Source organism: uncultured Kordia sp., assembly GCF_947489565.1.
GTDB lineage: Bacteria > Bacteroidota > Bacteroidia > Flavobacteriales > Flavobacteriaceae > Kordia.
Genome location: NZ_CANLEA010000006.1, coordinates 1 through 25,678, shown reverse-complemented (window position 1 = coordinate 25,678; position 25,678 = coordinate 1). Strand labels below are relative to the sequence as shown.

At 32.5% G+C, this 25,678-nt stretch carries 22 protein-coding genes; 12 read left to right on the top strand and 10 right to left on the bottom strand.

All coding sequences use genetic code 11. The features are described 5' to 3' along the window. The first annotated feature begins 5 nt into the window (after nt 1-5). Together argH and Q0845_RS09250 are read left to right on the top strand one after the other, a co-directional pair. On the top strand, nt 6-1,280 hold the full coding sequence (argH, locus tag Q0845_RS09255; protein WP_298512037.1) for an argininosuccinate lyase: 1,275 nt from the start codon (nt 6-8) through the stop codon (nt 1,278-1,280). 82 nt (nt 1,281-1,362) lie between these two features. Next, on the top strand, nt 1,363-2,820 hold the full coding sequence (locus tag Q0845_RS09250; RefSeq protein WP_298512034.1) for a DUF5018 domain-containing protein: 1,458 nt from the start codon (nt 1,363-1,365) through the stop codon (nt 2,818-2,820). A gap of 143 nt (nt 2,821-2,963) precedes the next feature. Here the strand turns inward: Q0845_RS09250 and Q0845_RS09245 are convergent, their stop codons facing one another. After that, complete coding sequence (locus Q0845_RS09245) at nt 2,964-3,524, bottom strand: hypothetical protein (protein ID WP_298512032.1); 561 nt, start codon at nt 3,522-3,524, stop codon at nt 2,964-2,966. Nucleotides 3,525-3,616: 92 nt separating this feature from the next. Between Q0845_RS09245 and Q0845_RS09240 the strand changes: the two genes are divergently transcribed. From Q0845_RS09240 to Q0845_RS09225, 4 genes are read left to right on the top strand one after another with little or no spacing between them, the layout of a single operon-like run. Further along, nucleotides 3,617-4,828, top strand: a complete 1,212-nt coding sequence (locus Q0845_RS09240) for a lanthionine synthetase C family protein (RefSeq protein WP_298512030.1) — start codon at nt 3,617-3,619, stop codon at nt 4,826-4,828. Continuing rightward, nucleotides 4,828-5,847 (top strand): lanthionine synthetase LanC family protein, encoded by a 1,020-nt coding sequence (locus Q0845_RS09235; RefSeq protein ID WP_298512028.1) that lies wholly within the window; start codon nt 4,828-4,830, stop codon nt 5,845-5,847. Before Q0845_RS09240 ends, Q0845_RS09235 begins: the two co-directional genes overlap by 1 nt. Nucleotides 5,848-5,852: 5 nt before the next feature. Then, nucleotides 5,853-6,605 carry a hypothetical protein gene (locus Q0845_RS09230; protein WP_298512026.1) on the top strand — a complete coding sequence of 251 codons (753 nt, stop codon included), beginning with the start codon at nt 5,853-5,855 and terminating at the stop codon, nt 6,603-6,605. A gap of 43 nt (nt 6,606-6,648) precedes the next feature. Next, complete coding sequence (locus Q0845_RS09225; RefSeq protein ID WP_298512024.1) at nt 6,649-6,879, top strand: hypothetical protein; 231 nt, start codon at nt 6,649-6,651, stop codon at nt 6,877-6,879. 134 nt (nt 6,880-7,013) lie between these two features. Here Q0845_RS09225 and Q0845_RS09220 read toward each other — a convergent pair whose 3' ends face one another. The 6 genes from Q0845_RS09220 to Q0845_RS09195 are packed head-to-tail and all read right to left on the bottom strand — an operon-like array spanning nt 7,014 to nt 11,296. Further along, nucleotides 7,014-7,283: a hypothetical protein gene (locus Q0845_RS09220; protein ID WP_298512023.1), complete on the bottom strand. Its 270-nt coding sequence runs from the start codon at nt 7,281-7,283 to the stop codon at nt 7,014-7,016. 12 nt (nt 7,284-7,295) lie between these two features. Then, nucleotides 7,296-7,712, bottom strand: a complete 417-nt coding sequence (locus Q0845_RS09215) for an NUDIX hydrolase (RefSeq protein ID WP_298512021.1) — start codon at nt 7,710-7,712, stop codon at nt 7,296-7,298. 2 nt (nt 7,713-7,714) lie between these two features. Continuing rightward, entirely contained in the window at nt 7,715-7,987 is a 273-nt protein-coding gene (locus Q0845_RS09210) for a hypothetical protein (protein ID WP_298512018.1), read from the bottom strand. A gap of 13 nt (nt 7,988-8,000) precedes the next feature. After that, complete coding sequence (locus Q0845_RS09205; RefSeq protein WP_298512615.1) at nt 8,001-8,972, bottom strand: deoxyhypusine synthase family protein; 972 nt, start codon at nt 8,970-8,972, stop codon at nt 8,001-8,003. Then, nucleotides 8,965-9,906 (bottom strand): agmatinase, encoded by a 942-nt coding sequence (speB, locus tag Q0845_RS09200; protein WP_298512016.1) that lies wholly within the window; start codon nt 9,904-9,906, stop codon nt 8,965-8,967. The genes Q0845_RS09205 and speB overlap by 8 nt, the downstream gene beginning before the upstream one ends. After that, entirely contained in the window at nt 9,893-11,296 is a 1,404-nt protein-coding gene (locus Q0845_RS09195) for an arginine decarboxylase (protein ID WP_298512014.1), read from the bottom strand. Before Q0845_RS09195 ends, speB begins: the two co-directional genes overlap by 14 nt. A gap of 833 nt (nt 11,297-12,129) precedes the next feature. On the opposite strand from Q0845_RS09195, the gene Q0845_RS09190 reads away from it, so the two are divergent. The 4 genes from Q0845_RS09190 to Q0845_RS09175 all read left to right on the top strand — a co-directional run bounded on the left by Q0845_RS09190 (nt 12,130) and on the right by Q0845_RS09175 (nt 14,083). Further along, a complete protein-coding gene (locus Q0845_RS09190) occupies nt 12,130-12,516 on the top strand; it encodes a hypothetical protein (protein WP_298512012.1) in 387 nt (128 codons plus the stop codon). 4 nt (nt 12,517-12,520) lie between these two features. Further along, nucleotides 12,521-13,000: an SMI1/KNR4 family protein gene (locus Q0845_RS09185; protein WP_298512010.1), complete on the top strand. Its 480-nt coding sequence runs from the start codon at nt 12,521-12,523 to the stop codon at nt 12,998-13,000. 173 nt (nt 13,001-13,173) lie between these two features. Next, nucleotides 13,174-13,590 carry a hypothetical protein gene (locus Q0845_RS09180; protein WP_298512008.1) on the top strand — a complete coding sequence of 139 codons (417 nt, stop codon included), beginning with the start codon at nt 13,174-13,176 and terminating at the stop codon, nt 13,588-13,590. Nucleotides 13,591-13,615: 25 nt separating this feature from the next. After that, a complete protein-coding gene (locus Q0845_RS09175) occupies nt 13,616-14,083 on the top strand; it encodes a hypothetical protein (protein ID WP_298512006.1) in 468 nt (155 codons plus the stop codon). A 161-nt stretch (nt 14,084-14,244) separates the two neighbouring features. Here Q0845_RS09175 and Q0845_RS09170 read toward each other — a convergent pair whose 3' ends face one another. Continuing rightward, on the bottom strand, nt 14,245-17,865 hold the full coding sequence (locus Q0845_RS09170; protein ID WP_298512004.1) for a M1 family aminopeptidase: 3,621 nt from the start codon (nt 17,863-17,865) through the stop codon (nt 14,245-14,247). An 18-nt stretch (nt 17,866-17,883) separates the two neighbouring features. After that, nucleotides 17,884-18,765 (bottom strand): ABC transporter ATP-binding protein, encoded by an 882-nt coding sequence (locus tag Q0845_RS09165; RefSeq protein WP_298512001.1) that lies wholly within the window; start codon nt 18,763-18,765, stop codon nt 17,884-17,886. Nucleotides 18,766-18,985: 220 nt separating this feature from the next. Here Q0845_RS09165 and Q0845_RS09160 point away from each other — a divergent pair, with 220 nt between their 5' ends. Then, nucleotides 18,986-20,017 (top strand): sensor histidine kinase, encoded by a 1,032-nt coding sequence (locus Q0845_RS09160; protein WP_298511999.1) that lies wholly within the window; start codon nt 18,986-18,988, stop codon nt 20,015-20,017. Beyond that, complete coding sequence (locus Q0845_RS09155) at nt 20,017-20,742, top strand: LytTR family DNA-binding domain-containing protein (protein WP_298511997.1); 726 nt, start codon at nt 20,017-20,019, stop codon at nt 20,740-20,742. Before Q0845_RS09160 ends, Q0845_RS09155 begins: the two co-directional genes overlap by 1 nt. 150 nt (nt 20,743-20,892) lie before the next feature. Here the strand turns inward: Q0845_RS09155 and Q0845_RS09150 are convergent, their stop codons facing one another. Next, a complete protein-coding gene (locus Q0845_RS09150) occupies nt 20,893-25,110 on the bottom strand; it encodes a choice-of-anchor Q domain-containing protein (RefSeq protein WP_298511994.1) in 4,218 nt (1,405 codons plus the stop codon). Between the last annotated feature and the right edge of the window lie 568 nt (nt 25,111-25,678).

The following is a 25,678-nucleotide window of genomic DNA, read 5'->3' as shown; positions in this document are numbered from 1 at the left end:
AACAAATGAAACTTTGGGACAAAGGAATTACTATTGATAAAAAGATAGAAGCATTTACGATTGGAAACGATCGAGAAATTGATTTACATATTGCTAAGTACGACGTTTTGGCTTCCTTAGCACACGCAAAAATGTTACAGAAAATCAACATTATTACTGCTGAAGAGTTACAGCAACTTACAGAAGGTTTGGAAACCTTACTTACTCAAATACACAATCGCACTTTTGTGATAGAGTCGCAATTTGAAGACGTACATTCTAAAATTGAATATGAACTAACGCAAACCTATGGCGAAGTTGGAAAAAAGATTCATACGGCGCGTTCTAGAAACGATCAAGTATTGGTGGCTTTGCAATTATTTTATAAGGATCATTTAAACTTTATTATAGAACAAGTACAGGTGTTATTTGAAACACTTCTGCAAGTAGCTGACACACATAAAGAAGCTTTATTACCTGGATACACACACTTACAAGTTGCCATGCCTTCTTCTTTTGGTTTGTGGTTTTCTGCATATGCAGAATTGTTGATCGATGATGTGTATTTGTTGCAAGCTGCCTTAAAAACTGTAGATCAGAATCCTTTGGGTTCGGCGGCAGGATATGGAAGTTCATTTCCTATTGACAGAGCTTTTACCACCAAAGAATTAGGCTTTCATACGTTGAAATATAATGTAGTTGCTGCTCAAATGAGTAGAGGAAAAAGTGAACGTACGGTTTCTATGGCATTGGGAAGTTTGAGCAATACCTTGGCGCGTTTTGCGATGGATATTTGCTTGTATATGAGTCAGAATTTTGATTTTATTTCGTTTCCGGATGCTTTGACTACAGGAAGTAGCATTATGCCACATAAAAAAAATCCGGATGTCTTTGAATTGATTCGTGGAAAATGCAATAAGATTCAAGCTTTACAGACAGAAATAGTACTGATCACTACTAATTTGCCAAGTGGTTATCACAGAGATTTTCAACTGTTAAAAGAACCTATGATTTCGGCTTTTACTGATATAAAAAATGTATTGGAGATTTTCAATCATTCCATCAAACAAGTTCATGTAAAGAAAATTGACTTTAACGATGAAAAATACAAATATCTTTCTACCGTTGATAGTATTAATAATTTGGTGATGGACGGTGTTTCTTTTAGAGAAGCGTATCAAAAAATAGGCTCGCAAGTCCAAAAAGGAACATATACTGCCGAAACATCCAAAAAGCATTCACATATTGGAAGCATTCATAATTTATGTTTAGAAAGTATTAGAGCGAAGTTTCCTCGCTAAACAAAAAGTTAAAATAAAGTGTAACTATTCCAATCAATGCAACACACATAGCTATACTATATTTAATTAAAACCGATACATAATGAAAGGAAAAAGTTTATTACTCCTACTACTATTTAGTTTAACATTTATGAGCTGTTCAGATGATGATGGACCTCAACTCAGCTCCGAAAACAAAATTATTTCATTTAAAATAAGTCAAAACGGGCAAGATTTTGATGGAATTATCAATCAATCCACAAAGACTATAAATGTTACCACAAGTGATATTGATTTATCCAATTCGATAGTACCAACAATTGAAATATCAAATAACGCAAGTATTTCGCCTTCTGCTTCTACAGCTCAAAACTTTAGTCAAAATGTGCAATATACAGTTACAGCAGAAAATGGAGATAAAGCTATTTACACTGTTACTGTAAATAGTTCAGACAACAAAATAACGGCTTTTAGTATTACTCCTCACGAAACAACGTTTTCTGGAGTAATTGATGAATCTAATCATACAATAACAATTGAAACCGTTGGACTGGAGCAAAATAGCACGTTAGTTCCACAAATTGAATTTTCTCAAAACGCTACAATTTCACCTAATGCATCTGATGCACAAGATTTTAGTCAAGATATTGAATACACCGTAACTGCTCAAAATGGAGCTCAAACTACGTATGCTGTAATTACGAACAATACGTTGTTTTCAGACGAGAAAAAGATTTTAAGTTTTCAATTTGATATTGATAATGAAATTTTTGAAGGAGTTATTAATCATGATAATTTAACAATATTTCTTATAACTGATAAAGACGTATCTAGTGTTGCGCCTATTATTGAAATTTCAGAAAATGCCACGATTTCCCCTAATTCTGATGAAGCGCAAGATTTCAACAGTCCTGTTTACTATACTGTTACTGCTCAAGATGGAACTAGTAATATTTACACCGTAAATGTTTCAAAACGTGAAATCAATTCAACTATCCGAAAGTGTTATGTTAGAGCTACTTCATTTGGTAGAGTGACCTATTTAGATTTAAGTCAAAACTATCAGTTGTATCTAGAAAATGACACCAACAGTTATCTTTTAAATTACTTTGATACAGAAACTTGGGTGAATAATGGTGTTCCTACAACTAATTTCTATTTTTATTTTGATGAAAATATAGAAACTGCGCTTGATTATAAATTAAGGTTTAAAATTAACGGATTGACTGAAGCTGAAACTCCTTATGAAATAGATGTTTTAAAGGAAAATGCTCCAGAAATAACTTCTGCAAATCAACTCTCGTATTCTTATAATGACACCTTAATTTTAAGTGGAAATAATTTACTTCCAGGCTTAAGAATACCTGCAAACGCTAATGTTTATCAGTACAATAGCTCGTATGTATCTGTGAATTCAAATCAAACAAGTTTAACATTTCCAATGACAATTAATCCAGGAATGTTTCCTTCTTGGGTAGGGCAATCTTCACCAAGACCTACAAGAGTAAATATATATCACAATGGAAGATATGGAGATTCAATTGTCGTCGATTTTAATTAAAAAATGCATACAAAAATGACACGATAAGCAATTATAAATTTAAACGAACTCCACAGGATTTTTTACAGTCTTTAGAGTACAAAATAAAAAGCAAGCTATGATTTTAGCTTGCTTTTTATTTAATTATTTGTGATTACAAACCTTCAAAGTTTTAAGTTATTTAAATATTCTAAAGCTTGTTCATCTATCTCAGGAGTGTTTAATTCTATTCGCAGTATTCCTTTCCATTCCCATTCGCGCGTATGCGAAAAAAGTTGCATTAAAGAACCTACAATATTAAACGTATGATCTGCAGAAATTGAAATATCAAAAGCCGTATGATCTACATAAAATCTGTTCTTAGACTTTTTAAAATTCACAAATTCAGGAAATGTTTCTTTAAAGCCTTCTTTTTGTTCGTTAGAAATCCCTTGAAAAAACGTAGTAACATCTAAATCTCTTGGAGGTCTGCCTTCTCTAATCTCTATTCTTTCTGTAAAACTTCCGTACAACCATTGAAATCCAAACGTAATCTTTTCTTCGTTAATTCGTTTTCTAAAAGCTAATAAACCTTTGAGTATTTCAATCCTAATTTCAGAGGTAGCAAAACGCTCACAAACTTCTAATGTGGTACATTTATAAGGACTTATAAAATCCATGTTTTTTTCATCGCCTTTGCTCGGAGGTAATAAGTGATTATCAGTAAAATCTGGTATTGATTTCATTTATATGAGTTTTAATGTATACAGAATAATTGTGTAATATATGAAAGATATTTCTATATTAGTTACTTCCAAAATATATTTTAATTCAACACATGAATGTACCCTTTTTTGAATCTGAATTAAAAAAGATTCATACTATAATTAAAGAGAGTTTAGAAGCAGAACAACCTATTGGAGTTCTCAATGGTTTAGCAGGAGTTTCTCTTTTTCAATTTCACTATGCCAAGTATTTAAAAGATAAAAATCATAAAAACCTAGGTCCAGAAATCTTAAACCGTTGTATTGATCAAATTAACAATGGTTTTAACAATTATACTTTTTGCAATGGAATTGCCGGTTTTGGTTGGCTCTTGGATCATCTCAACATAGAAGGCATTGTTGAAAATGATAACTCTTTTCTCAAAGCTTTTGATTCTGACATTTATTCTTTTATGCAATACTCCTTTGAAATTAATTTCTACGATTATATGCATGGAGCTATTGGTTCTGCTTATTACTTTTTAAATCGATATAGAGATTCTGAAACTGAAAGTGATAAAGAACGGTATGCAAAAGTACTTCGTGAGTTTATAGTTTTATTATTATCAACTGCTGAGGAAGAAGGTGAAACCTTGAAATGGAAAAGTACTAATAATAATTTTGATGAAGCTACTTATGATTTGGGATTAGCACATGGAACAGCTAGTATTATTTCTATTTTAACTAAGTTAAACGCTTACGATGATTTTAAACCATCAACGGATGATATGCTACGAAAAGCTATCAATTATTTATTAAGTGTAAGAAATGGTCAAGAAGAAACATTTTCTATATTTCCGAATACTATTTTTAATGCTGATAAGATCATCCGTAAAAGTAGATTGGGTTGGTGTTATGGTGATTTAGGAATTGGAATTGCATTATACAACGCTGGCAAACAACTAAATGACAACACATTAAAACAAACCAGCATTGACATACTTATGCATGCCGCAAAAAGAAAAACTCCTGAAGAAACTTGGGTAAAAGATCCTTTTGTTTGTCATGGTACTTTTGGAAATGCTCAAATTTTTCATCGAATTTATAAAGAAACCAACATCGATGTTTTTAAAGAAGCTTTTGAGTTTTGGTTACAAATAGGAATTGATGTCATGTCGCCACTTTCGGAATCTGAAAAAACTACGAATGAATGGGCGCAAGATTATAATGCTTCTATCCAAGATAATTTTTCCATTGTTAATGGCGTCGCAGGAATAGGATTGGTCATGTTGGATTGCTTAACGAATTTGAACTCCAATTGGGACGAATGCTTAATGATTAGCTAATGACAGAAGAAGAACGTTTATTACATACGATTTCCAATACGATTCGTTATCAAGAAAATAATTCAATGCTTGATGGTAATGCAGGAATCATGTTGTTCTATTTTCATTACTATGTGTATACAGGAGATAAAAAATATTATACAAAAGCTACACATTTATTAGAAGTTCTTGTGAGCAATGTAAATAATCAAACAAGCACACCGAGTTTATCTAGCGGAATTGCCGGACTAGGTTGGGTTATAGATCATCTTACTGCAAGTAAAATAATTGATTTAGATGCAGATGCTTTGCTTGAAAATGCACTTGATGAATATTTATACGACACCATGCTAAAGTATTTGTATAATGGCAACAGAAACTTTTATGATGGAGCTTTAGGCAACGGTTTTTATTTTATACATCGATATACACATACAACTTCTGACACACTGAAAAAGAAGTACAAAAAACACATCATAGATTTACTTTTTCATTTAGAACGTTTTCGTATTCAATACTCCAATCATCCGATTTCTAGAGATTTAGATTTCGCAATTTATATTGCAAATATGTGTAGGTTTCTTATCAAAGTAGTAGCGTTAAAATCCTTTGATGCCATAGCAAAACCTATGCTTGAAGAATTTAGCAATCTACTATACGATATTCAGAAAACAACTGATATTACACATCCTGAAATTGCTTTTTCTTTATGGAAATCTGCGATTATTTTAGGTCAAAATTCTGTAAAAGAAATACAAGAAAACATTTTTAAAAGCAATCATTTTTCCAAAGGAAATCATGCTGCAAGTGATTGTTTTAGAATCAGTATTTTTTATGATTTCATCTACAAAACTACAGGAAATCATGATTTTCTGGATTTAAAAAAAGAATGGTTGCGCAATGGAATGCACCAATTAGACTTAGAAGGTATTGCTACTATATCTCATGGAATTTGGGATGGTTTATCGGGAATTGCTCTGACAATAATGGCTTCTAAAAATCATAAACTAAATACTTGGAAAGAATGTCTGTTGATTTGATAAAGATGGAAAAAGCGCTTACGCAATTTGTCAATCTATGGAAAGATAGAGACGAGATTGTCGGAATATTACTAACTGGGAGTTTTGCTGTAAATGCAGCAAATCAACATTCGGATGTTGATATAAAATTAATAGTAAGTCCCACGCAAAAGAAAAGCATCAAAGGACTCTGTGAAATAGATGGATTTTCTTTTTCATATATCGGTAGAACTGAAGAAGCGATCAAGCGAAAGTTTAATTCAGATTTCTTTTCTACGTCAAAACTTGAAGCAAAATCAATACATATTGGGAGAATTCTATACCAAAAAAACAATGAACTAACTTCCTTAAAAGAAATTGCTTCCTATTATTATTCGCAACCTTTTTTGAAAAAAAACATCGCTGATGAAGAATTGAAATCAATGATGTATTCACTTTATAGCAGGTATACTTATTTAAATAAAACTGATATCGACTCTCCGTTTTTTGTTTTAAATTATGTTATGTTCATGAAGTTATCATTGGATTATTATGCTGCTATTTTAAATGTGGAGCTTTTTCCGTTTGATACTAAAATAGAGAACATTCTGACCAATAAAGAATACTTAGAAAAATACAACTTAGCGCCTTTTCCTGATGCTACTTTTATAAAATTATGGATTCATAGTTTACACAAAGAAAATATCAACAAAGAAAACCTAGATATTGTGTATGGATACATGAAAGATAAAATATATCCCTTAAACCCAAAAAACTTTGATTTATCATGGATAGAGTAATTCAGTTTGTCTATATTTGAGTGTAACATTAAAACTTTTACACATGAAAAAAGAAGAAAAAACAAGTTTAGATTTAAAGAAACTTATTATTTCTAAATTAAATTCCGAAACAAATGAGATTTTAGGAGGAACTGGAGGCGTATGTCAACACTCTGGAAATGGTCCTACTGTAAGTCTTACTTGTGGTGGAGGAATGGGTACTTTTGCTGGCGATGTCAGCTGTGGGTATATTTTGAGAGGGACAAAATATATCAAATGTGATTTAGAGTCTTAATCTATATCACATATTAAAATATGTAAAAGCCAAAAAAGCGCAACAAGTTTAAATTTGTTGCGCTTTTCCTTTAAAAGAAGATTGGTTAACTATTTTTCTAATAAGTATCTCCTAATTGAAACATATATCAATCATCAATATGCATCCAACAACTCTAACTTTAACAATCTAAAGATGATAAAATCATCATCATCTAAATCATTTATGACTTCTTCATAAGTAACATCAAATGTTTTATGTAGCATAGAACCATCTTGCAAGTTGTATTCTTCTAGCACACTTTTTGAAATTTCTTCAAAAATTATTTTTTCTTCAAAAGAAAAAACAAAGGTGTAATATCCATTACTGTAATTAATAAAAACACCTTCTTCACTCTTGGTTTGTTGTGTTTCATAATAGCTCATAAGCAACAAATTTTAATTAGCACTTCCACGTTGTATAAAGAAAAAACGTTCCAAAGCGTTTTTATCGGATGCTCCTAAATATTGACAAGCGTCCATCCAATTCACCCATTCTAATGCTGTGAATTTATGAGGCTCACGCAATAAAAACGTTTTTCTTATATTTTTTAAAAGAAAGTAATGTCTTGTTAGTATTGGTTTTTTATTGACTACGTTACAAGATGTTGAGACATATTGAAAATCATCATAATCTAAGTGTACTCCAACTTCTTCAAAAGTTTCCCTAATTAAACACGATTCAGGAGTTTCTCCTTTTTTAGAAAAACCTCCAATAAGTCCATATTCTTTCTTATCTCTATTTTTTCGTAGGACCAATACTTCCAAATTACTTACAATAAGTAATCTTGATTTTTCTTTATGTTTCTTTTTCATTTTTAATCCAAGTCATCTATGAAATCATTTCCACTGCTGTCTAAATCAGTATTCTTATCATCTTCATAGTTTTCTATAGAATCTGCTAGTCGTTTGCTTACTTTTACTAGGTAAATAGTATCGTCTGTCCTAACTTCAACAGCTTCTATACTTTCATTTTTAGCATTTTTAAATTTGATAATATCTATATCATCATATCCATCAGGATATTTTTCTACTAGAAGATCTAATATATTTTGTGTCAATTTTTGATAATCAACAATAACTCTTTTCATTTTTCAGTAGGTTTTACATGTTTAATAAATAGGCAAAGATGAGCGGCACCACAATGGTAGCATCACTTTCTATAATAAATTTGGGGGTATCTACATCAAGTTTTCCCCAAGTAATTTTCTCATTAGGAACAGCTCCAGAATAGGAACCATAACTTGTTGTTGAATCGGATATTTGACAGAAGTAACTCCAAAAAGGTGTGTCTTCTCGTTCTAAATCTTGATAAAGCATCGGCACCACACAGATAGGAAAGTCACCTGCAATACCACCTCCAATTTGAAAGAAACCAATGCCTTTTTCAGAATTGTCCGTATACCAATCTGCTAAAAAAGTCATATACTCAATTCCTGATTTCATCGTAGATGCTTTTAATTCTCCTTTCATGACATATGAAGCAAATATATTTCCCATAGTGCTGTCTTCCCAGCCAGGAACTACCATTGGCAGGTTTTTCTCTGCCGCAGCATACATCCAAGAATCTTTTAAATCAATTTCATAATATTCTTCTAATACACCAGATAGTAAAAGTTTATACATAAATTCATGAGGGAAAAAACGTTCTTCATTTTCCTCGGCTTCTTTCCAAATTTTGAAAATATGTTTTTGTAAACGTCGAAAAGCTTCTTCTTCAGGAATGCAGGTGTCAGTTACTCTATTGAGTCCTTTTAATAAAAGTTCCCACTCGTCTGATGGTGTTAAGTCTCTATAATTTGGCACTCTTTTGTAATGAGAATGCGCCACCAAATTCATAATATCTTCCTCCAAATTAGCTCCTGTGCATGAAATGATGTGCACTTTATCTTGTCTAATAATTTCAGCGAATACTTTCCCTATTTCAGCTGTACTCATTGCTCCTGCCATCGAAACTAACATCTTAGAGCCTTGCTCTAACTGTGCTTCATATCCTTTGGCAGCATCTACTAAAGCTGCAGCATTGAAGTGTAAAAAGTGGTTTTCTATAAAGTTTGATATTGCGCCTTTATTCATAGTCATCTGTATCTTTAAATTTTGAAATTTTAGAAAAAGGTGAGTTCTCTTTAAAATCATCTACATTTTCATCGTCTTGTGTTTCTGAAAACTTATAGGAAAGCATTTTGTAATACAATTTGGCTGCTAAAAACTCGGAACGTTTGTTGTTTTTTTCTGGACATAACTCAACAATATCAAATCCGACTACATTTTTTTCTTCAAATACTGTCTTTAAGAATTCTAAGGTTTCATACCATAATAATCCGCCAGGTTCTGGCGTTCCTGTTCCTGGCATAATAGAAGGATCTAAAGCATCTAAATCAAAGGTGATAAATACATTATGGGTCAGTAAATCAACCACATTGTCCATCCAATATTCGTTGGTTGCCATATCGTGTGCAAAAAATACTTTTTCGGCATTCATGACACGTGTTTCTGAAACATCCATGCTTCGAATTCCAACTTGTATTAAATTGGTCGTTTGGTTGGCTTCATATACTGCACAAGCATGATTACAACTACTTCCCTCATATTCTTTGCGCAAATCGGCATGTGCATCAATATGCAATACCGTAAGACTGTTAAAACATTCATTAAATGCTCTTATGCTACCAATTGAGATAGAGTGTTCTCCGCCAAATAAAGTCACAAACTTGTTCTTATTGATGTAATGCTTGGTGGTTTTATGAACTGCTTCTACCATGGCTTCAGGAGAACTATTTTCGGTGACAGATTCTGCTAAGTAAATTCCTTTTTTATATACTTCAGAGCCTGTTTCTATATCGTATAATTCCATATTTTCAGAAGCCTCTAAAAAAGCCTCTGGACCTTTATCAGCTCCTTTTTGCCAAGTACTTGTACCGTCGTATGGAACTGGTATGAGTACAATTTTTGAAGTATCTAGTTTTGCATATGATTCAGGAATTCCTGCATAAGTTTTATTCGTTGTCATTGTATCCTAAAATTTTTAAAAATTCTTCTGCCTTTTGTTGTTCAGCAAAAAGCTGTGTTGTTATGTTTCCTTCGTTATCTTTTTGAATGAGTATTCGTTTGGGTTGTGGAATTAAGCAATGTTGCAAACCTCCATAACCGCCTATCGTTTCTTGATAAGCACCTGTATTGAAAAAACCTATGTAAAGCGGCTTGTCTTTATCGTATTTTGGAAGATAGATAGCGTTTACATGTTGTTCACTATTGTAATAATCATCGCTATCACAAGTGAGTCCTCCCAAAAGCACACGTTCATATTCGTCATACCAACGATTGATTGGCAGCATGATAAAACGCTTATTAATTGCCCAAGTGTCAGGTAATGTGGTAATGAATGATGAATTGATCATGTTCCATTTTTCACGATCGTTTTGTTGTTTTTGATATAATACTTCATAAATAGCTCCACTACTTTCACCAACTGTAAAGCTTCCAAATTCAGTAAAAATATCTGGCACATCTACTCTAGCTTCTTGACAAACTATATTGACTTGATTGATAATTTCATCCACCATATATTGATAATCATATGTAAAGGCTAATGAGTTTTTTATCGGAAAACCTCCGCCAATGTTTAAAGCATTGAGTGTTGGACAAATCTTTTTTAGCTTTACATAAACTTTTAAGCATTTATGCAATTCGTTCCAATAATAAGCTGTATCGCGAATGCCTGTATTGATAAAAAAGTGCAGCATTTTTAGGGAAACATTTGGCTTATCGGCAATTTGTTCTTTATAAAACTTGACAATATTTTTATAGCCTATTCCGAGTCTGCTTGTGTAAAATTCAAATTTTGGTTCTTCTTCTGAAGCAATTCGAATACCAATGTTAAATTTTGGTTGAATTTGTTCTGAAAGTAATTTTAATTCTTCATAATTATCAACCACAGGAATGCAATTGTAATGTCCATTATTTATCAGCTGAGTAATATTATGAATGTATAAATCACGCTTAAATCCATTGCAAATGATATAAGTAGCATTTGATATTTTACCTTGTTTTTTAAAATGATTTACAATGTCAATATCAAACGCCGATGACGTTTCTATATGAACATTATTTTTTAAAGCTTCTTCAATAACATAATTAAAATGAGAACTTTTTGTGCAGTAACAATAATGATACTTCCCTTGATAATTATGCGTATTCATTGCTTTTTCAAACCACTTTTTTGCTCGTTGAATATTGTGGGAGATTTGTGGTAAGTATGTAAATTTTAATGGAGTTCCATAAGTTTTAATTAACTCCATCATATCAATATCATGAAAGTGTAAATTCCCTTCATGTAAAGCATATTCGTCTTGTGGAAAATAATAAGTTTGATCCACAAGATCAATATATTTTGTTTTCATATGTGATCCTTACAGTAAGTTAAAATATGTGTATAAGAGTATCTCTTTAAAGTAATAACTTTAAAGTTGCTAGTCTATGTAAAGAGAAATGTCAGACTCGTATTGGTCTGGACAGCAAGGTGACGACAAGTACTGCGTCAATATATTTTAATATGTAGTTTTTAACGGAAGTTAGCTCTACATTTCGGTTACTTATCCCATAAGCTGCTGTTGGATTTGACTCCCTAATTTCCAAAAGCCCGAAACTAAAAACACGTTTCATGATGCTTGGCTAATTGCTAAAACCAAATTACATAAAAAAATAATATGTGAAACAAGAAAAATATTTTTTTTAAAAAAAATATTACACTGTATGTTTATGGGACGTATTTGCAGTTTTATTATCCAAAAGATAAAGTAACGTTGTGTTTTATAATTTTTCTGTCATTGTCTCGATAAATAAAAAATAATTTAAAAATAGGGTGTTCACTCTTTTTAATGTCTTACTAAAAGGAAGTAATAATTAAATGAAATAAAAAAGTTATCTAGATAGTATTATAAAACATTTACTTCTAGATAATCGAGTAAAATATTGAAAAGAGACTACTTTTAATAGCATCTAATTGAACAATTTAGATAGAATTGATGGTTAGTTTATTTTATTATGGTTGAAAGATGGAGTGGTTTCCATCTTTCTTTTTATAAAAACAAAAAACACTTCTATTTGACGTGATTTCTTCCTTGTTTCGATCCTGAATCTTCTATGTTCAATTTTGTTTGATAAACACACGCTTTACAAATAATAACTCTTTTTCTTCATTGTCTGTATATGCACCAATTTCAAACCAAACGTTTTGTATAACTTCTTGTGGTTTTCCAGTAGTATCAATATTAAACTTCATGGCTTCGACAAAATAGAGGACTTAATAGACCATTTTAAAGCTTATAATGATGAAGGGAAACTTATCAATCGTTTTTTTGATAGCGAAGTCAAAGTTTTAGATACTTTTGATGATGCAGTGAAGAGGCTTGAAACTAAATATGGAGCTGAGCAAGTTGAAGTTTTAGGAATGGAAGTAAAAACACTTTATGAACCATGTGCATCTTGTAAAAAACAAATAATATTAAGACAACAGATTTACAAAATGAAAGAAGTTAAAGTAAAAGCTGCATGGAGTGTTAAAGAGGGTAAGTTTGCGCAAGGCAATAAAGATTTAATAGAAATGAATCTCATAAAATAATAACATGGAAATAATATATTTAAGAAAACTGTTAGAGAACTCTACAATTGGTAAATCTACTATAAGAGGAGTGAGTGAAGAAAAAATAGTGTCAGTTGAAAAGAAATTTGATATCCGATTTCCTGTGGCATATCGCGAATTTTTACATCTAGCTGGAGCGTATTGTGGTGCATTACCTTTGTACGACACAGCTAGTTTAGAAGAATTATCTTCTGATTGGCATCAAGAAATCATGAAAGAAACAATGACAGAATATGGTACAGTGTTAGACAGACCTTTTTGGTTGTATGCTGAAAGCAATGGTTGTGAGCAATTTGCTTTTTTCTATTTAGATGATGGTGATGACCCATATATATACAGAGTAGATTATGATTATCAAAATGATGAAAAACAAACCGTTACAAAATCTGAATTTACATTTAGTCAGGTAATTGACAAAGCAATTGATAGAGCATACGATATTACAGAACGTGGAATTTGGTAATGTAAATTATCCAACAATTGAATAATTTAGGTCACGCAATCAACTATATTTTTTTATTTTACAGTTATTCTAAAACTTACACAACTTGGGTGAACGTAGAAGATATGGAAATCAAATTTTATTTAAGCTTATTAAAATTTTAAGCCTGATTAAATACGTTTAAAAAATTAGATATGAAAAAACTAGAATTGATACAGGAATTAGTTAGTTATATAGATTATCATGAAGAGCCGTATACTCTTAAATATTTAAAAAGAGCGGAGGAAGAGTTTGGAGAAGATATATTGGTCAGTTTAGTTCGATCTATTCTAAGATGGCAAAAAAGAATGATTAATTACCAACCACTAAGAAATGTTCATTATGATAATGTAAAAAAAGCATATCCACTAGATGAAATTGAATTAGAGCTTTACACAAAATTATTTAAATATTGCCCAGAACTATCAGAATTATTCATTATTGAAAATAGTGTCATGATGTACAATACAACGCTAACAGATGAAGAAAAAACAAAATTAATGGTTTTAAGTGATAAAATAGTTATTGACCACAAGATTAGGATTACTCGAAAAAGACCTTGGAGAAAATGACAAATCTCGGAATAGCTTTCAAAAAATGATTGAGATAAAGTATTTACAACAGTTAAGAGATAATCCAAATTTGAATATAGCAATTTCTCCTAGAGTAGGTTGGGAAGAGTCAAAAATAGTTGCGTTAGAAACAAAATATAATGAAGGACGACCATTTCCACAGGCATTTAGGGAATACTTATTCTTAGCTGGAGATTATGGCGGAACAGGAGTAGTCTATGAAGATTGGGATGATCTTAGAGAAGATTGCGAAGATGATATTGAATATTGGGGAAATAAATTGAAACGCCCATTTTTTGTATTCGATAAACTTGATAGTCAATATAGTATTTTCTTTTTGGATGAAGACAAAGAAGATCCTATTGTCTATATTTTTAATGCTTCTTGGAATCCTAATCATAAAGAAGAACTCCTGAAAAAAGCACTTACAGGAAGTTTTAGCAATCTAATTAATGAGGCTATTTACAGAATAAAAAATAATATTCTATTTTAATTATAAACTTTATATAGTGACTCAAATAAAGATCGATTTAGTCATAAATAAGAAAAAAAACTGTCTTTTCAGACAGTCTTTTTTTAATTTCCTCAGATCGATATTAGATAGGCTCTTTGAGCTTGAAAATTATCTTATACTATTGATTATTTGAAATGGCACTACTCTTCTACTACAATTTTCACATTATCATCAATAACACGCTCTATTAATAAACGTTTGGGATCAATAGCAGCTTTTGCAGGAATTTCGGCTACTTCAAACGTAAAATTCATTTCTTTTTCAGTGATCAATACACGTTTTACAAATAATAATTCTTTTTCTTCATTGTCTGCATACACACCAATTTCAACCCAATCGTTTTGTGCTACTTCTTGTGGTTTTCCAGTAGTATCAATAGCAAATTTCATAGCTTTAATAGTCATTGTAACTTCATATTTTTTGTTTGGTTTTGCTTTATACCTCGCTTCCTTTATACTGTAATCATATAATGTAACTTTCTTAAACCAATCCGTTAATACATACTCTAGATCAGCCGGAATTTGCGGTTCTAAATACCTTATAAAGTCTAATGTGGTTGGATATGGTACTTCTTTATACGCATACGCTTTTAAAAAATTCCTCAACGCTTCATTTACCTTCTCTTCTCCTATGTATTCTTGTAACGCATATAATACTAAACTTCCTTTTCCATAGTGAATATATCCTTGATCTTCTACAGTGTATAATGGCTTTTCTTCTCCACTTTCTGCACTTCTTCCTTTAAGATATCGTTCAAAATCATACGCTAATAATTTTTTCATTTTGATAGAATCTTTCAATTCCTTTTTCATGACCATTAACGCTGAATATTCTGCGAAACTCTCTGACAACATTGTCGCGCCTTGCACATTGGCTCCAATTACTTGATGCGCCCAATATTGGTGTGCTATTTCGTGTGCTATGGTGGAATAAATGATATTGTAATCTTCTACATCTGAAAGATTTGTAATGAATCCTCCGCCTTCTGTATAGGGCATTGTTCCGGGAAATGCCTGTGCAAAATTGTAATATCTAGGAATCTCTACAATTCTTGCTTGCTTGTGAAAATATGGCCCAAAATTCTCTGTATAATAGGTTAATGATTTTTCTACCGCAGCAAGCATGATCTCTATATTATAATCGTGTGCTTGATGATAATACACTTCAATATCAATTCCATTCCATTTTTTACGAGCTACTTCATATTTGGCCGACATAAAATTGGTAAAGTTTAGAGAAGCATGATCATTTTTATAGCTGAAATACGAACGCCCATTTTCAGTCCATTGTTTTTCTAATGTTCCCGGAGAAACTGCAATTTGATCGCTTGCCGTAGATAACGTCGTTGATATTTGAACCCAATCGGACATGTTTCTGGTAATGTAATTTTCTGTTTTTGCATGTTCGTCTGTTAATAATTTCATTCCTTTATGCTTTTCCAAACCTCTATTTTTACGATCGTTTGCATCCGAAATCTCATTATAGAGTTCATATCCAAAAGTTGGTAAAATATCGGTACTGTCGAAAAATGTTCCGTTGTTAACGACACGAATGTTTGATACCGAATTTTCAAAACCTTGACTTGTATAGGTAGTTTCTAATTGAATTTCCATAGTTTCAGTTGGCAATAATGGTGTGTTCAATTTGAAAATTTGATAACCCAATGTTTCATCATTATGAACTAATGTTGCGTTCGGAATTGTGACCGTTTTTTTCCAATCGGACTTTTTTAGCGTGATTCCTTCATTCCCAAAACTTACAAAGTTTAGCAACGAATAATGTAGCGAATCTATAGTTTGATTTCCTTTATTTTGTATGGTCAGTTTCGCTTTTGCTACTACATTTCGTTTCGCAGGATATATAGCAACATCATACACAATAGCTGTAATTTTCGGTTGCAAAATGCCTTCATATTGTTTGTATTTTTTCTCATACAATTCTTGCATGTCTTTAATTTCGTCTACAGAATGATACGAGTTTACCACTTGCGTATTGTAATACACAAAACTTGAGGTTCCTATAAATAATATCACAACAACTGCTAAGCTTGTTACATAACTTGTTGACCACTGTTTTTTAGCAGATTTCCATCTGTTTTTTATTCCTTTTAAGTTTCCTCTGATCAAAAAAACGCTTGTAATGACGATGAGAACTATCCCAAATAAAATCCAATACAAATTGAACCAGTTTTTAGCAATGACAGCACTGCTAAAACCATTCATATCAGAATACGTATAGGTTGGTGTAAAGCCAAGATTCATCATATAAGATTGAATTCCAAGCGCATCTACAATTACAAATTCAAACAGAAATAATAATAAGACTGCAATGAAATACGCTACATATTTATGATTTACAGCAATTTGAATTGCAATAAAAATACACGACCATGTAATGTATAACGGCAATCCTGAATATAAAAAGTCTAAAACATACACGCCAAGTTCGATATGTGTATATCCGTTAGCGAATTGATATAGTATAGCCACCATCATTAAAAAGATATCAAATACGACGTTGATACTTATCAATGCAACAATTTTGGCGATTAGCATCGTTAGTGAATTGTGTGGCGTTCCGTCAATGACTTCGCTGATATGATTTGTACGTTCTCGCCAAATGAGTTCTCCACTAAAGAATACTAACATGATCATTCCAACAATCATACTTATGGGACGACTAAAGTCTAACATTTTATGTGTCACCGGATACGATTGCAGTCCGTAGTATTCAAGTCCATTGATGAGTTTATTCAATAAAATTAACGCACCAATAATGAGCATAATTTTGAAGGTATTGCTTTTAAATAGTGTGTAGAAATTAATCTTAAACAAGCTGATGAATTGCGCTTTTTGTGCTTTAAAATCAAACTTATTTTTCACCGTTGGAAAGCTGAACAGTTGTGTAGTTTCTGTCCGTATCGCTTTTTTCTCTTTTTTGACTTTTTGATTTTTTTGTGTGAATGAAAATGACAGGTATGAAACGATCAATAATACACTTGCAATACCAATCCAAACCATTCTATTCCATAGTAATAATCCGTTGAATGATACAATTTCAGTATTCTTCTCAAGACTTGTAAAATATTTTGTATCAATCGTATATGCATTGATTCCTAAAGCATCGGTTATTGCAGCCCAACTTTCTGTACTTACATCATTTAAGAATGCTCCAGAAATTAAATATCCCACAATAATTATAATGGTTCCAATAAAAGAAACAATGGTACTTTTCCACTTATTTGCTATGGCAAAAATGAGCGCACCTACAATAAACATGTTGGGTAGAATGAATAGCAAAAAGTTATTGATAAATGCTTCCGTATGTAAAACGCCCATTCTATGTGGAGAAATCATGCCTGTTTCGACACTCATATTTGTTCCTATGACAAACCCAAAAAACACACCTACTAATGGAATGATCGCTATGATTAAAGCACCAAAGAAGCGTCCGAAAAAGTAACTTTTTTTATCAATTGCAGTACTAAAAATGATATTGCTAAAATTATGTTGGTGATCTCTTAACGCTGCATTATTAAAAAATGCCGTTGCAATTAATACCGCAAATAATGACAATCTACCTATGTAAACCGACATAATATGTGGTGCGTTTTTATATGTATTTCCAACAGATCCACCAAGCGTAATGCTTTCATTGACAACTCCAATAACCGTTATGATCGTAAATAGGAAGAAGAAAATGTATAGCATCGGACTTTTAAATCCAGTTTTTATTTCTTTGAAAAAGAATGTTTTAAACATAATGTTGCGTTTTTTTGATTAGTTAGCTTGTGGAACCGAATTGATTTTTGAGAAAAAAACATCTTCCAACGTAGGTTGTACTTGCTGAAATCCTGCTCCTGGATTTTCATCGTGTAATACATGAATTAAAGGCTTCCCTCCTACCATTTTGTTAGAAATCACTTTGTAATTGTTGGTATAATTTTCCAATTCATTGCGTTCTATCATTTTTTGCCACACTTTATGTTGTAATTCTTCAATGACCTGTTGTGGTTTTCCTTTGCAAATCAATTCTCCACGATTCATGATTGCCATGTTTTGACATAATTCTCTAACATCTTCCACAATATGTGTGGATAGAATTACGATGACATTTTCGGCTACATCTGCTAGTAGATTGTGAAATCGGTTGCGTTCTCCAGGATCTAACCCTGCCGTAGGTTCATCGACAATAATGAGTTTCGGGTTTCCAATTAAAGCTTGCGCAATACCTACACGTTGTTTCATTCCACCCGAAAAACTTTTGACAGCTTTGTTTCGCTTTTCGTATAAGTTTACTTTTTGCAGTAGATAACTCACCAATTCTTTGCGTTCTTTTCGTTGCGAAACTCCTTTTAATATTGCCAAATGATCTAGTAATTGTTTTGCTGTAATTTTAGGATATACGCCAAATTCTTGTGGTAAATAGCCCAATACTTTTCGAAGTTCTTTGGGGTTTTTCAGAATATCAATCTCTCCTAAATGCGCTGTTCCATGATCCGCTTCTTGAAGTGTTGCCAAAGTTCTCATTAGAGAAGATTTTCCTGCGCCATTAGGTCCTAATAGCCCAAACATTCCTGTTTCTATTTCTAAAGAAAGATTGTTTAACGCTTTTACTCCATTTGCATAGGTTTTGTTTAAATTTTGTATTGTGAGTTTCATGTGATGAATGTTTTTAAAATCTTCCTTCAAAAGAAAAACTATAAAAACCGCTTATCAACTTTTTTTATCCAACTGCCTATTTCTAAACATAAAAAACAATCTGCCATACGTTAACGTTGTTTATTGATAAAAACCAATTGTTTGTGTGATATTTGTATGAGTTCATTAAATAAAATAGGACATTGCTATTACTTTTGATACTTTTATATCCGTACGAATTATGGAAACAATATCAATCAAAAAAACAATACTCATACATGCTTTTATATTAGTTAGCATTTCTGTTTGTATTGCCATGGGATTCTCAATTGCTACTTGGGAGACTTTATCAATTACCACTTTTTTAATCTACTTTTTGCAGGCTTCTTCAAGTATTATTTTGTTATTAGCTCCTGCTATCTATTTAAAAGTATATTGGTTGATTCCGACCTATCTTGTTCCTAAGAAATATATTCAATACACCATCTTTTTAGTCTTGTTGGTCGTTGTTTGGGGATTGTTTATCGGAACTGTAGAACCTTGGATTGACGAACATTGGTTTCATGAAATTGATGAGAAAAAAACCACTCCTTTTAATGGCGTTTTTGCCATGGCGTTTATCATGTTGGTTACAACACTGTTAAACCTTTCCTATCGTTGGTTCACTCAACTTTCCAAAATAAAACAGATTGAAAACGATCGATTACAATTAGAATTATCTCTGTTGCGAAATCAAATTAATCCACATTTCTTTTTCAACACCTTAAATAATTTATATGCGCTTTCGCTGGAAAAATCAGATCAAACTTCAGAAGTTATTTTAAAACTTTCTGAAATGATGCGCTATACTATTTATGATTGTAAAGAAAATACCGTTGCGATTACGAGTGAAGTATCGTACTTAGAAAATTTTATTACGTTACAAAAAATGCGACATCACAATCGCGGTCAAATTCGTTTTGAAAAAGAAATTACGAATGATCGATTGCAAGTAGCGCCCATGATTTTGATTGTATTTTTAGAAAATGCTTTTAAACATGGCTTTGATTTGCTTGAGAAAGATGCTTTTTTAAATAGTAAACTGACCGTAAAAGAAAGTTTCCTCCATTTTTTTATTGAGAATAATTTTAATGAAGAAGACCAAAATAATTCAGTCGGTATAGGACTTGAAAATGTAAAAAGAAGATTATCTTTAATTTATCCAAACACACATGAATTACATATTACCAATTCAGCTCCTGTATTTCGTGTGGATTTAAAATTGCAGCTGTAATGAACTGTATTACAATAGATGACGAACCATTAGCGCACAAAATTATAAAGAATTATTGTGACAATCTTTCGTTTTTAACCATCGAAAGTGAGTGTCATTCTGCTTTTGAAGCCATTAATTATTTACACGAACATGAAGTTGATTTGATTTTTTTGGACATTAATATGCCAAAACTAAAAGGATTGGATTTTTTACGTACGCTTAAAAATCCGCCATTGGTTATTATTACGACTGCGTATCAAGAATATGCTATGGAAGGTTATGAATTGAATGTGATTGATTATTTGTTGAAACCTTTCAGTTTTGAGCGTTTTTTAAAAGCCATACAAAAAGCACAAGATCATAAAAAATTATTGGATTTATCAGCAACAGGAAATTCCAAACCACAAACCATTCAAGCTACAATTCCAGAAACTACTATTGAACGAATTTTTATTAAAGGAGATAAAAAAATACACCAAATACAGTTAGACGATATTCTTTATCTAGAAAGCTTGGGAAGTTATGTAAAAATTCATTTAGAAAGTGAAACCATTACGACATTAGATCGTTTGACTAATTTTGAAAAGACACTTCCTTCAAATCAATTTCTTCGCGTTCATAAGTCGTTCATCATTGCGCTAAAAAAAATACAAACCATCGAAGGGAATCGATTAAAAATTGGGGAAACTACCATTCCCATTGGAAATGTGTATAAACAGAATTTAATCAAAATCATAAAGTAATTGCAGAAATAAAAACCTTCAAAGTTCGAACTTTTAGTAGAGAATTTGAAGGATATTCAGCGATTTATAAACTGCATAAAAGCCTTATCTAATACAGATAAGGCTTTTGCTAAACACAAGTTGACTTGGGGTAAATGAATTATGAACAAATTACTGTTTGATAAATCGTTTTGTGCTATTTTTTTGATTTGATGTAACTTGAAGTATGTACATTCCCGATTGCAATCTACGAACGTCAATTGTAGTTTGATTCGTTTTCAAAATCTGCTTTCCTGTCATATCAAAAATGCTTACAGTTTCAATATTTTCAGTTGTTTGAATATTTAATATAGTTTTTGCTGGGTTTGGATAGATCGCAAAATCTAGTGGAATAATAGAAACTTCGTCCGTACTCAATGTAGGATCAAACTCGTAAGCGCCCATATCAATTGTTCCGCCTACAACTCTGGTATTTCCTTTAATATCTTCTAGAATACTTGTTGGAAACAATGCATTATCTCCTACATCAATTGCTGGTGAGCCCATCATTAAGGTATAATCTTCTGCATTAGGATCTACAAACATCGGATTGGTTGTTTGAATGTTAGAAATAGTTGTCCAATTTGAAAATCCATCTGGTGCCAAACTATTCCTAATCGTTACTGTATTTGGAGATGTTTGTGTTTCCCAACGACGCACGCTTGTCTGCTCGTTTCCATTAGACAATTTATTATTCCAAATAATTGTATTATTAACTTCTAAGTTACATGTTCCACCAACTCTTGAAGCTGAGATTACACCAACAAGCGAAGTACTAGTTCCGTTTAAAGAATTGTTAGTTATTGTACAATTGGTAAGTATAGCGTTATGTGTTGTGGCAACATCTGTTCTAAACCATACTAAAGAATTACGAGCAGTAAGACTATTTGAAATATTAGCAACAATATTATCTGTCAACGAACAATTAGTTAAACTTACTGTGAGTGTTCCGCTTGTTCGTGGATTTACACTGTATAATAGCGTAGCAAAACGTCCTAAGTTATTTTTAAATGTACAATTGGTAAAGACATAATCATAATTTCCTGTCTGTGAAGTTGTATGCTGATAGTATACAACTCCTGCATTTTCTACTCGGTTGTCCGTAAATATAACCTTGTTGAAGGTAGCACTTTTACACGATTCTATGATTCTTACTGCTGCACCAAATTTTAAAGAAGTATCTCCTGTATTATTAGCATTTCCGCCTGAAAAAGTAAGTCCGTCCACAAGTGCATTATCTTCAAGTATCTGTAAAATTCGATATGAATTCTCAGAATAAGTAGTATTTCCATGTGTCAATACGCCATCATCATTTCCTAAAATATCACCTGATAAGACAGTGACATTTACTGCTGGATCGCGTTGACTCAACATAGTTTCTGTTCCGTTAAAACCTCCGTATAAAGACTGATCTGCCATAAGCGTAAAAATAGCTCCTCTAGTAGTACCTGGCACGTATGTTCCTGCTTTGATCCAAAAATCTGAAATTGGATTGTTGTCCAATGCATTTTGTAGCGAAGTATATGCATCTGTCCAACTAGTTCCATCGTTTGCTCCAGTTGCATCTAAATCTACGTATACAATATTTTTCAAATAATTTGCCGTAATCACTTTATCACCATCCATCGTAATAGTTAAGGGATTTGCATTTCCTGTTGCATCACCACTCCAACTATCAAACATAAAACCTGTATTTGGAGTGATTGTAATCGTAACGACTGTTCCGTTATCGTACGTTCCGTTTACAGGATTTGGATTGGTTGTAAAAGTTCCACCAGTAGAATTTATAGTTAATGTACGTTGAATTGGCGTAAATGTAGCAGTAAGTGCTTTGCTACTGTCCATTAAAAGTTGTTCGTTGGCAGCATTCCCTGAAAGAGCACCTGACCAGCCTGTAAATTCAAATCCTGCATTTGGTACAGGCGTTAGCGATACTGTTTCTAGAAAATCATACGCGCCATTTGTTGGATTTGGATTTGTAGTCACACTTCCATCTGTTGCCAATATATTTAATACAGGTCTGAAGGTAGTTGCGCCAAATTCGTAAGCGCCCATATCAACAGCGACATTGAAAATTCTACTATTTCCAGCTAAATCAACATTAAGTGGTGCAGGTAATTTTGAATTGTCTCCAAAATCTTTTGCTGGCGACGTCGGTTGTAGTGTAAAATCGGTTGTACTCGTAAACAACGGATCTGCATTGCTTGTATTTACTTTACTTCCTGAAGCAATATTTGAAAAATCGTCGTTTGAAATACTATCAGAAATTAAAACTGTTCCTGTATTTGCAATATTTCCTATAGAAACTGCTCTTGATGTGTTTCCGCCAGTTGTGGTATTGTTCCATACAATTGTATTTGAAATATCTGTAACCATGGTAGATCCATTATCTCCAAATACAATTGGCGAACGTGTAAAGTTATTTAAGCCGCCATTCGTTCCTAAATCTTGGTTGTTAACGACTGTACAGTTAATAATATTTAAAGTAATTGTCAATCGTGCAGGAACACTATTTGAAACTGCCCAAACAACACTTCCGGCAAAACCTGCTGGTCCACCTGTTCTATCTTTTACCACATTGTCTTTAAATAAACAATTATAAAGCGTAACGTTTGTATCTTCAGCGTTGGCGTCACGGAGATAGATAGTTCCAATACGACTCAAGTTATTTTCCACAACTGTATTTGTAACGTTCACATTTCGAGTTCCACTCGAGTATGCACCTAGACTTGAAAATCTAAAAAATGCACCATTATCTGCTACATTATTTTTTATGATACAGTTGTTTACGTTGAAACCTAACGGATTTAAAACTGTAACATAAATTGCTGCACCAGATTCGTTTGAAGCGCCCATTGTATGTCCGTCACTAATGGTAAAACCATCAATGGTCGTATTCTGTGCATTCAATCTGATGATATGTTGTGTATTATCTGAACGCGTTGATTCGGTAAATTCAATTACGCTATTATCGTTGCTCATTAAATCTCCTGAAAGAATGGTTTCGTTATTGGCAATATTTCTTTGCGAAAGCGATGTTTCTGTTCCTGCAAATCCACCATATAATTTTACATCATCAACATTTACGGTAAACGATTGTGTTCTGTCGGTTGTACTCGCTTTGTAGGTTCCGCTCGCCACCCAAATTTCTTCTCCTGCATTTACGGTCGCTAATGCATCTTGTAACGAAGTGTATGCGTTTGTCCATGATGAACCATCGTTTAAACCTGTTGCGTTTACATTTACGAATAAAGGTCCTTTTGTACGGAATGTAGCAGGAAATGACCATCCAGAAGCTGGATTGTACGTTATGTTTCCAGTACATTTTTTACGATAACGAACTGTATATTCTGATGAAAAATCTAAGTTGTTTATGAATACATTTCCGTTTACATCAGTTACGATTGTATGTGAGTTGAACGGTTGTGACGACAGTCCGTAAGCAACATCAAAAGTAGCTGTTTGTGGCAATACTAAAGTTGCTGAGTTTTCTGAGATGTTTGAAGTGCTAAAATCTGCAATGTCTGGTGTTTCACAAACCGTATAACTGTTATCCGTTGTAATTTGTGATACTTCGGAAGCTGTTAATACTCTGTTGTAAATGTATATATCATCTACCGTTTGATCAAAAATATTGGTTGCTGCTAAACTTCCTGATTGATTGTTAGCAACCATAAAATTTGCTGCTGTGTTGAGTCCTTGACTGGTAAAAATTCCACCAACTTGAACGTTTTCAACACGTGTTTGTTCTAAAACGTCGTCTACATAATAGTTATAGGTGAACGGATAGGTATTTCGTCCAGAAGCGGTATTGAATTGTGTTGCTTCTTTTTTGATGGTAATCGTTACATGTCGCCAAGAATCATTTGCTATAAATTCTGCAAACTCAAGGTTTGAAATACTGTAACCTTGTGCACCTGTGTTGTTATTTGCTACGACACGTCGTGATGTTTTGACACTAATTTTACCATCTTTTAGGAAAATAAAGAATCCTGATCCTGGCCCGTTGATATTAAAATTTGCTCCTGGTCGGGTACTTTTATCAAATATAGTACGTTCGTTTCCGTCAATGATATCTGTTTTTATCCAGAAAGAAATGGTTAAGTCTGTAAATCCGAAGTTGGAACTTGATAAATAGTCACCATTTAGGGAAATACTGTTATTAGCGTTTGTAAATCGGTCGTTTGCTGTTGCAAGTGTGGTTCCGTTTTGTGTGAAGTTTTCGCCATTGGCTGCTTCGGTAAGACTTCCATTTGTGAAGTCGTACGCACGTTGCAGACCATTTGTGGGAATTTGTCCGAATGCAATAGAACAGCATACTAGGAATACTGAGAGTAATCGTGAGTTCATAATTTGAATTTTGTGTTTTACGCTACAAAAGTCATTGGTGAACCACTATTTTTTTTGGTTTTATTTCTGAACTGTTTGTTTTTTTTGCTGAATGGTTTTTGGATTGTTAGAGCGCTTCGCTTTTAGAACGCTATCGCTTTTAGATCGGCTTTGCCTCTTAGAACGCTTTCGCTATTAGATTTTTGCTATTTTAAATGTTACATGTTGAATTTTAAATTATTGCTTACTGCTATGAAGTAATAGACTGGAATTTGATTTATAATCAAAAGTCTTTTCCCTTTTATATTTTGGAGTTCTTGACGTCATTTCGAGTGATTTTTCGGAATAAAATGCAGAAAAATTGTATCGAGAAGTGCTTTGAAAGTTAGATGTGTTTTGCTTTTTAGATTTTTGCTATTTTAAATGTTATATGTTGAATTTTAAATTATTGCTTACTGCTATGAAGTAATAGATTGGAATTTGATTTGTAATCAAAAGTCTTTTCCCCTTTGTATTTTGGAGTTCTTGACGTCATTTCGAGTGATTTTTCGGAATAAAATGCAGAAAAATTGTATCGAGAAGTGCTTTG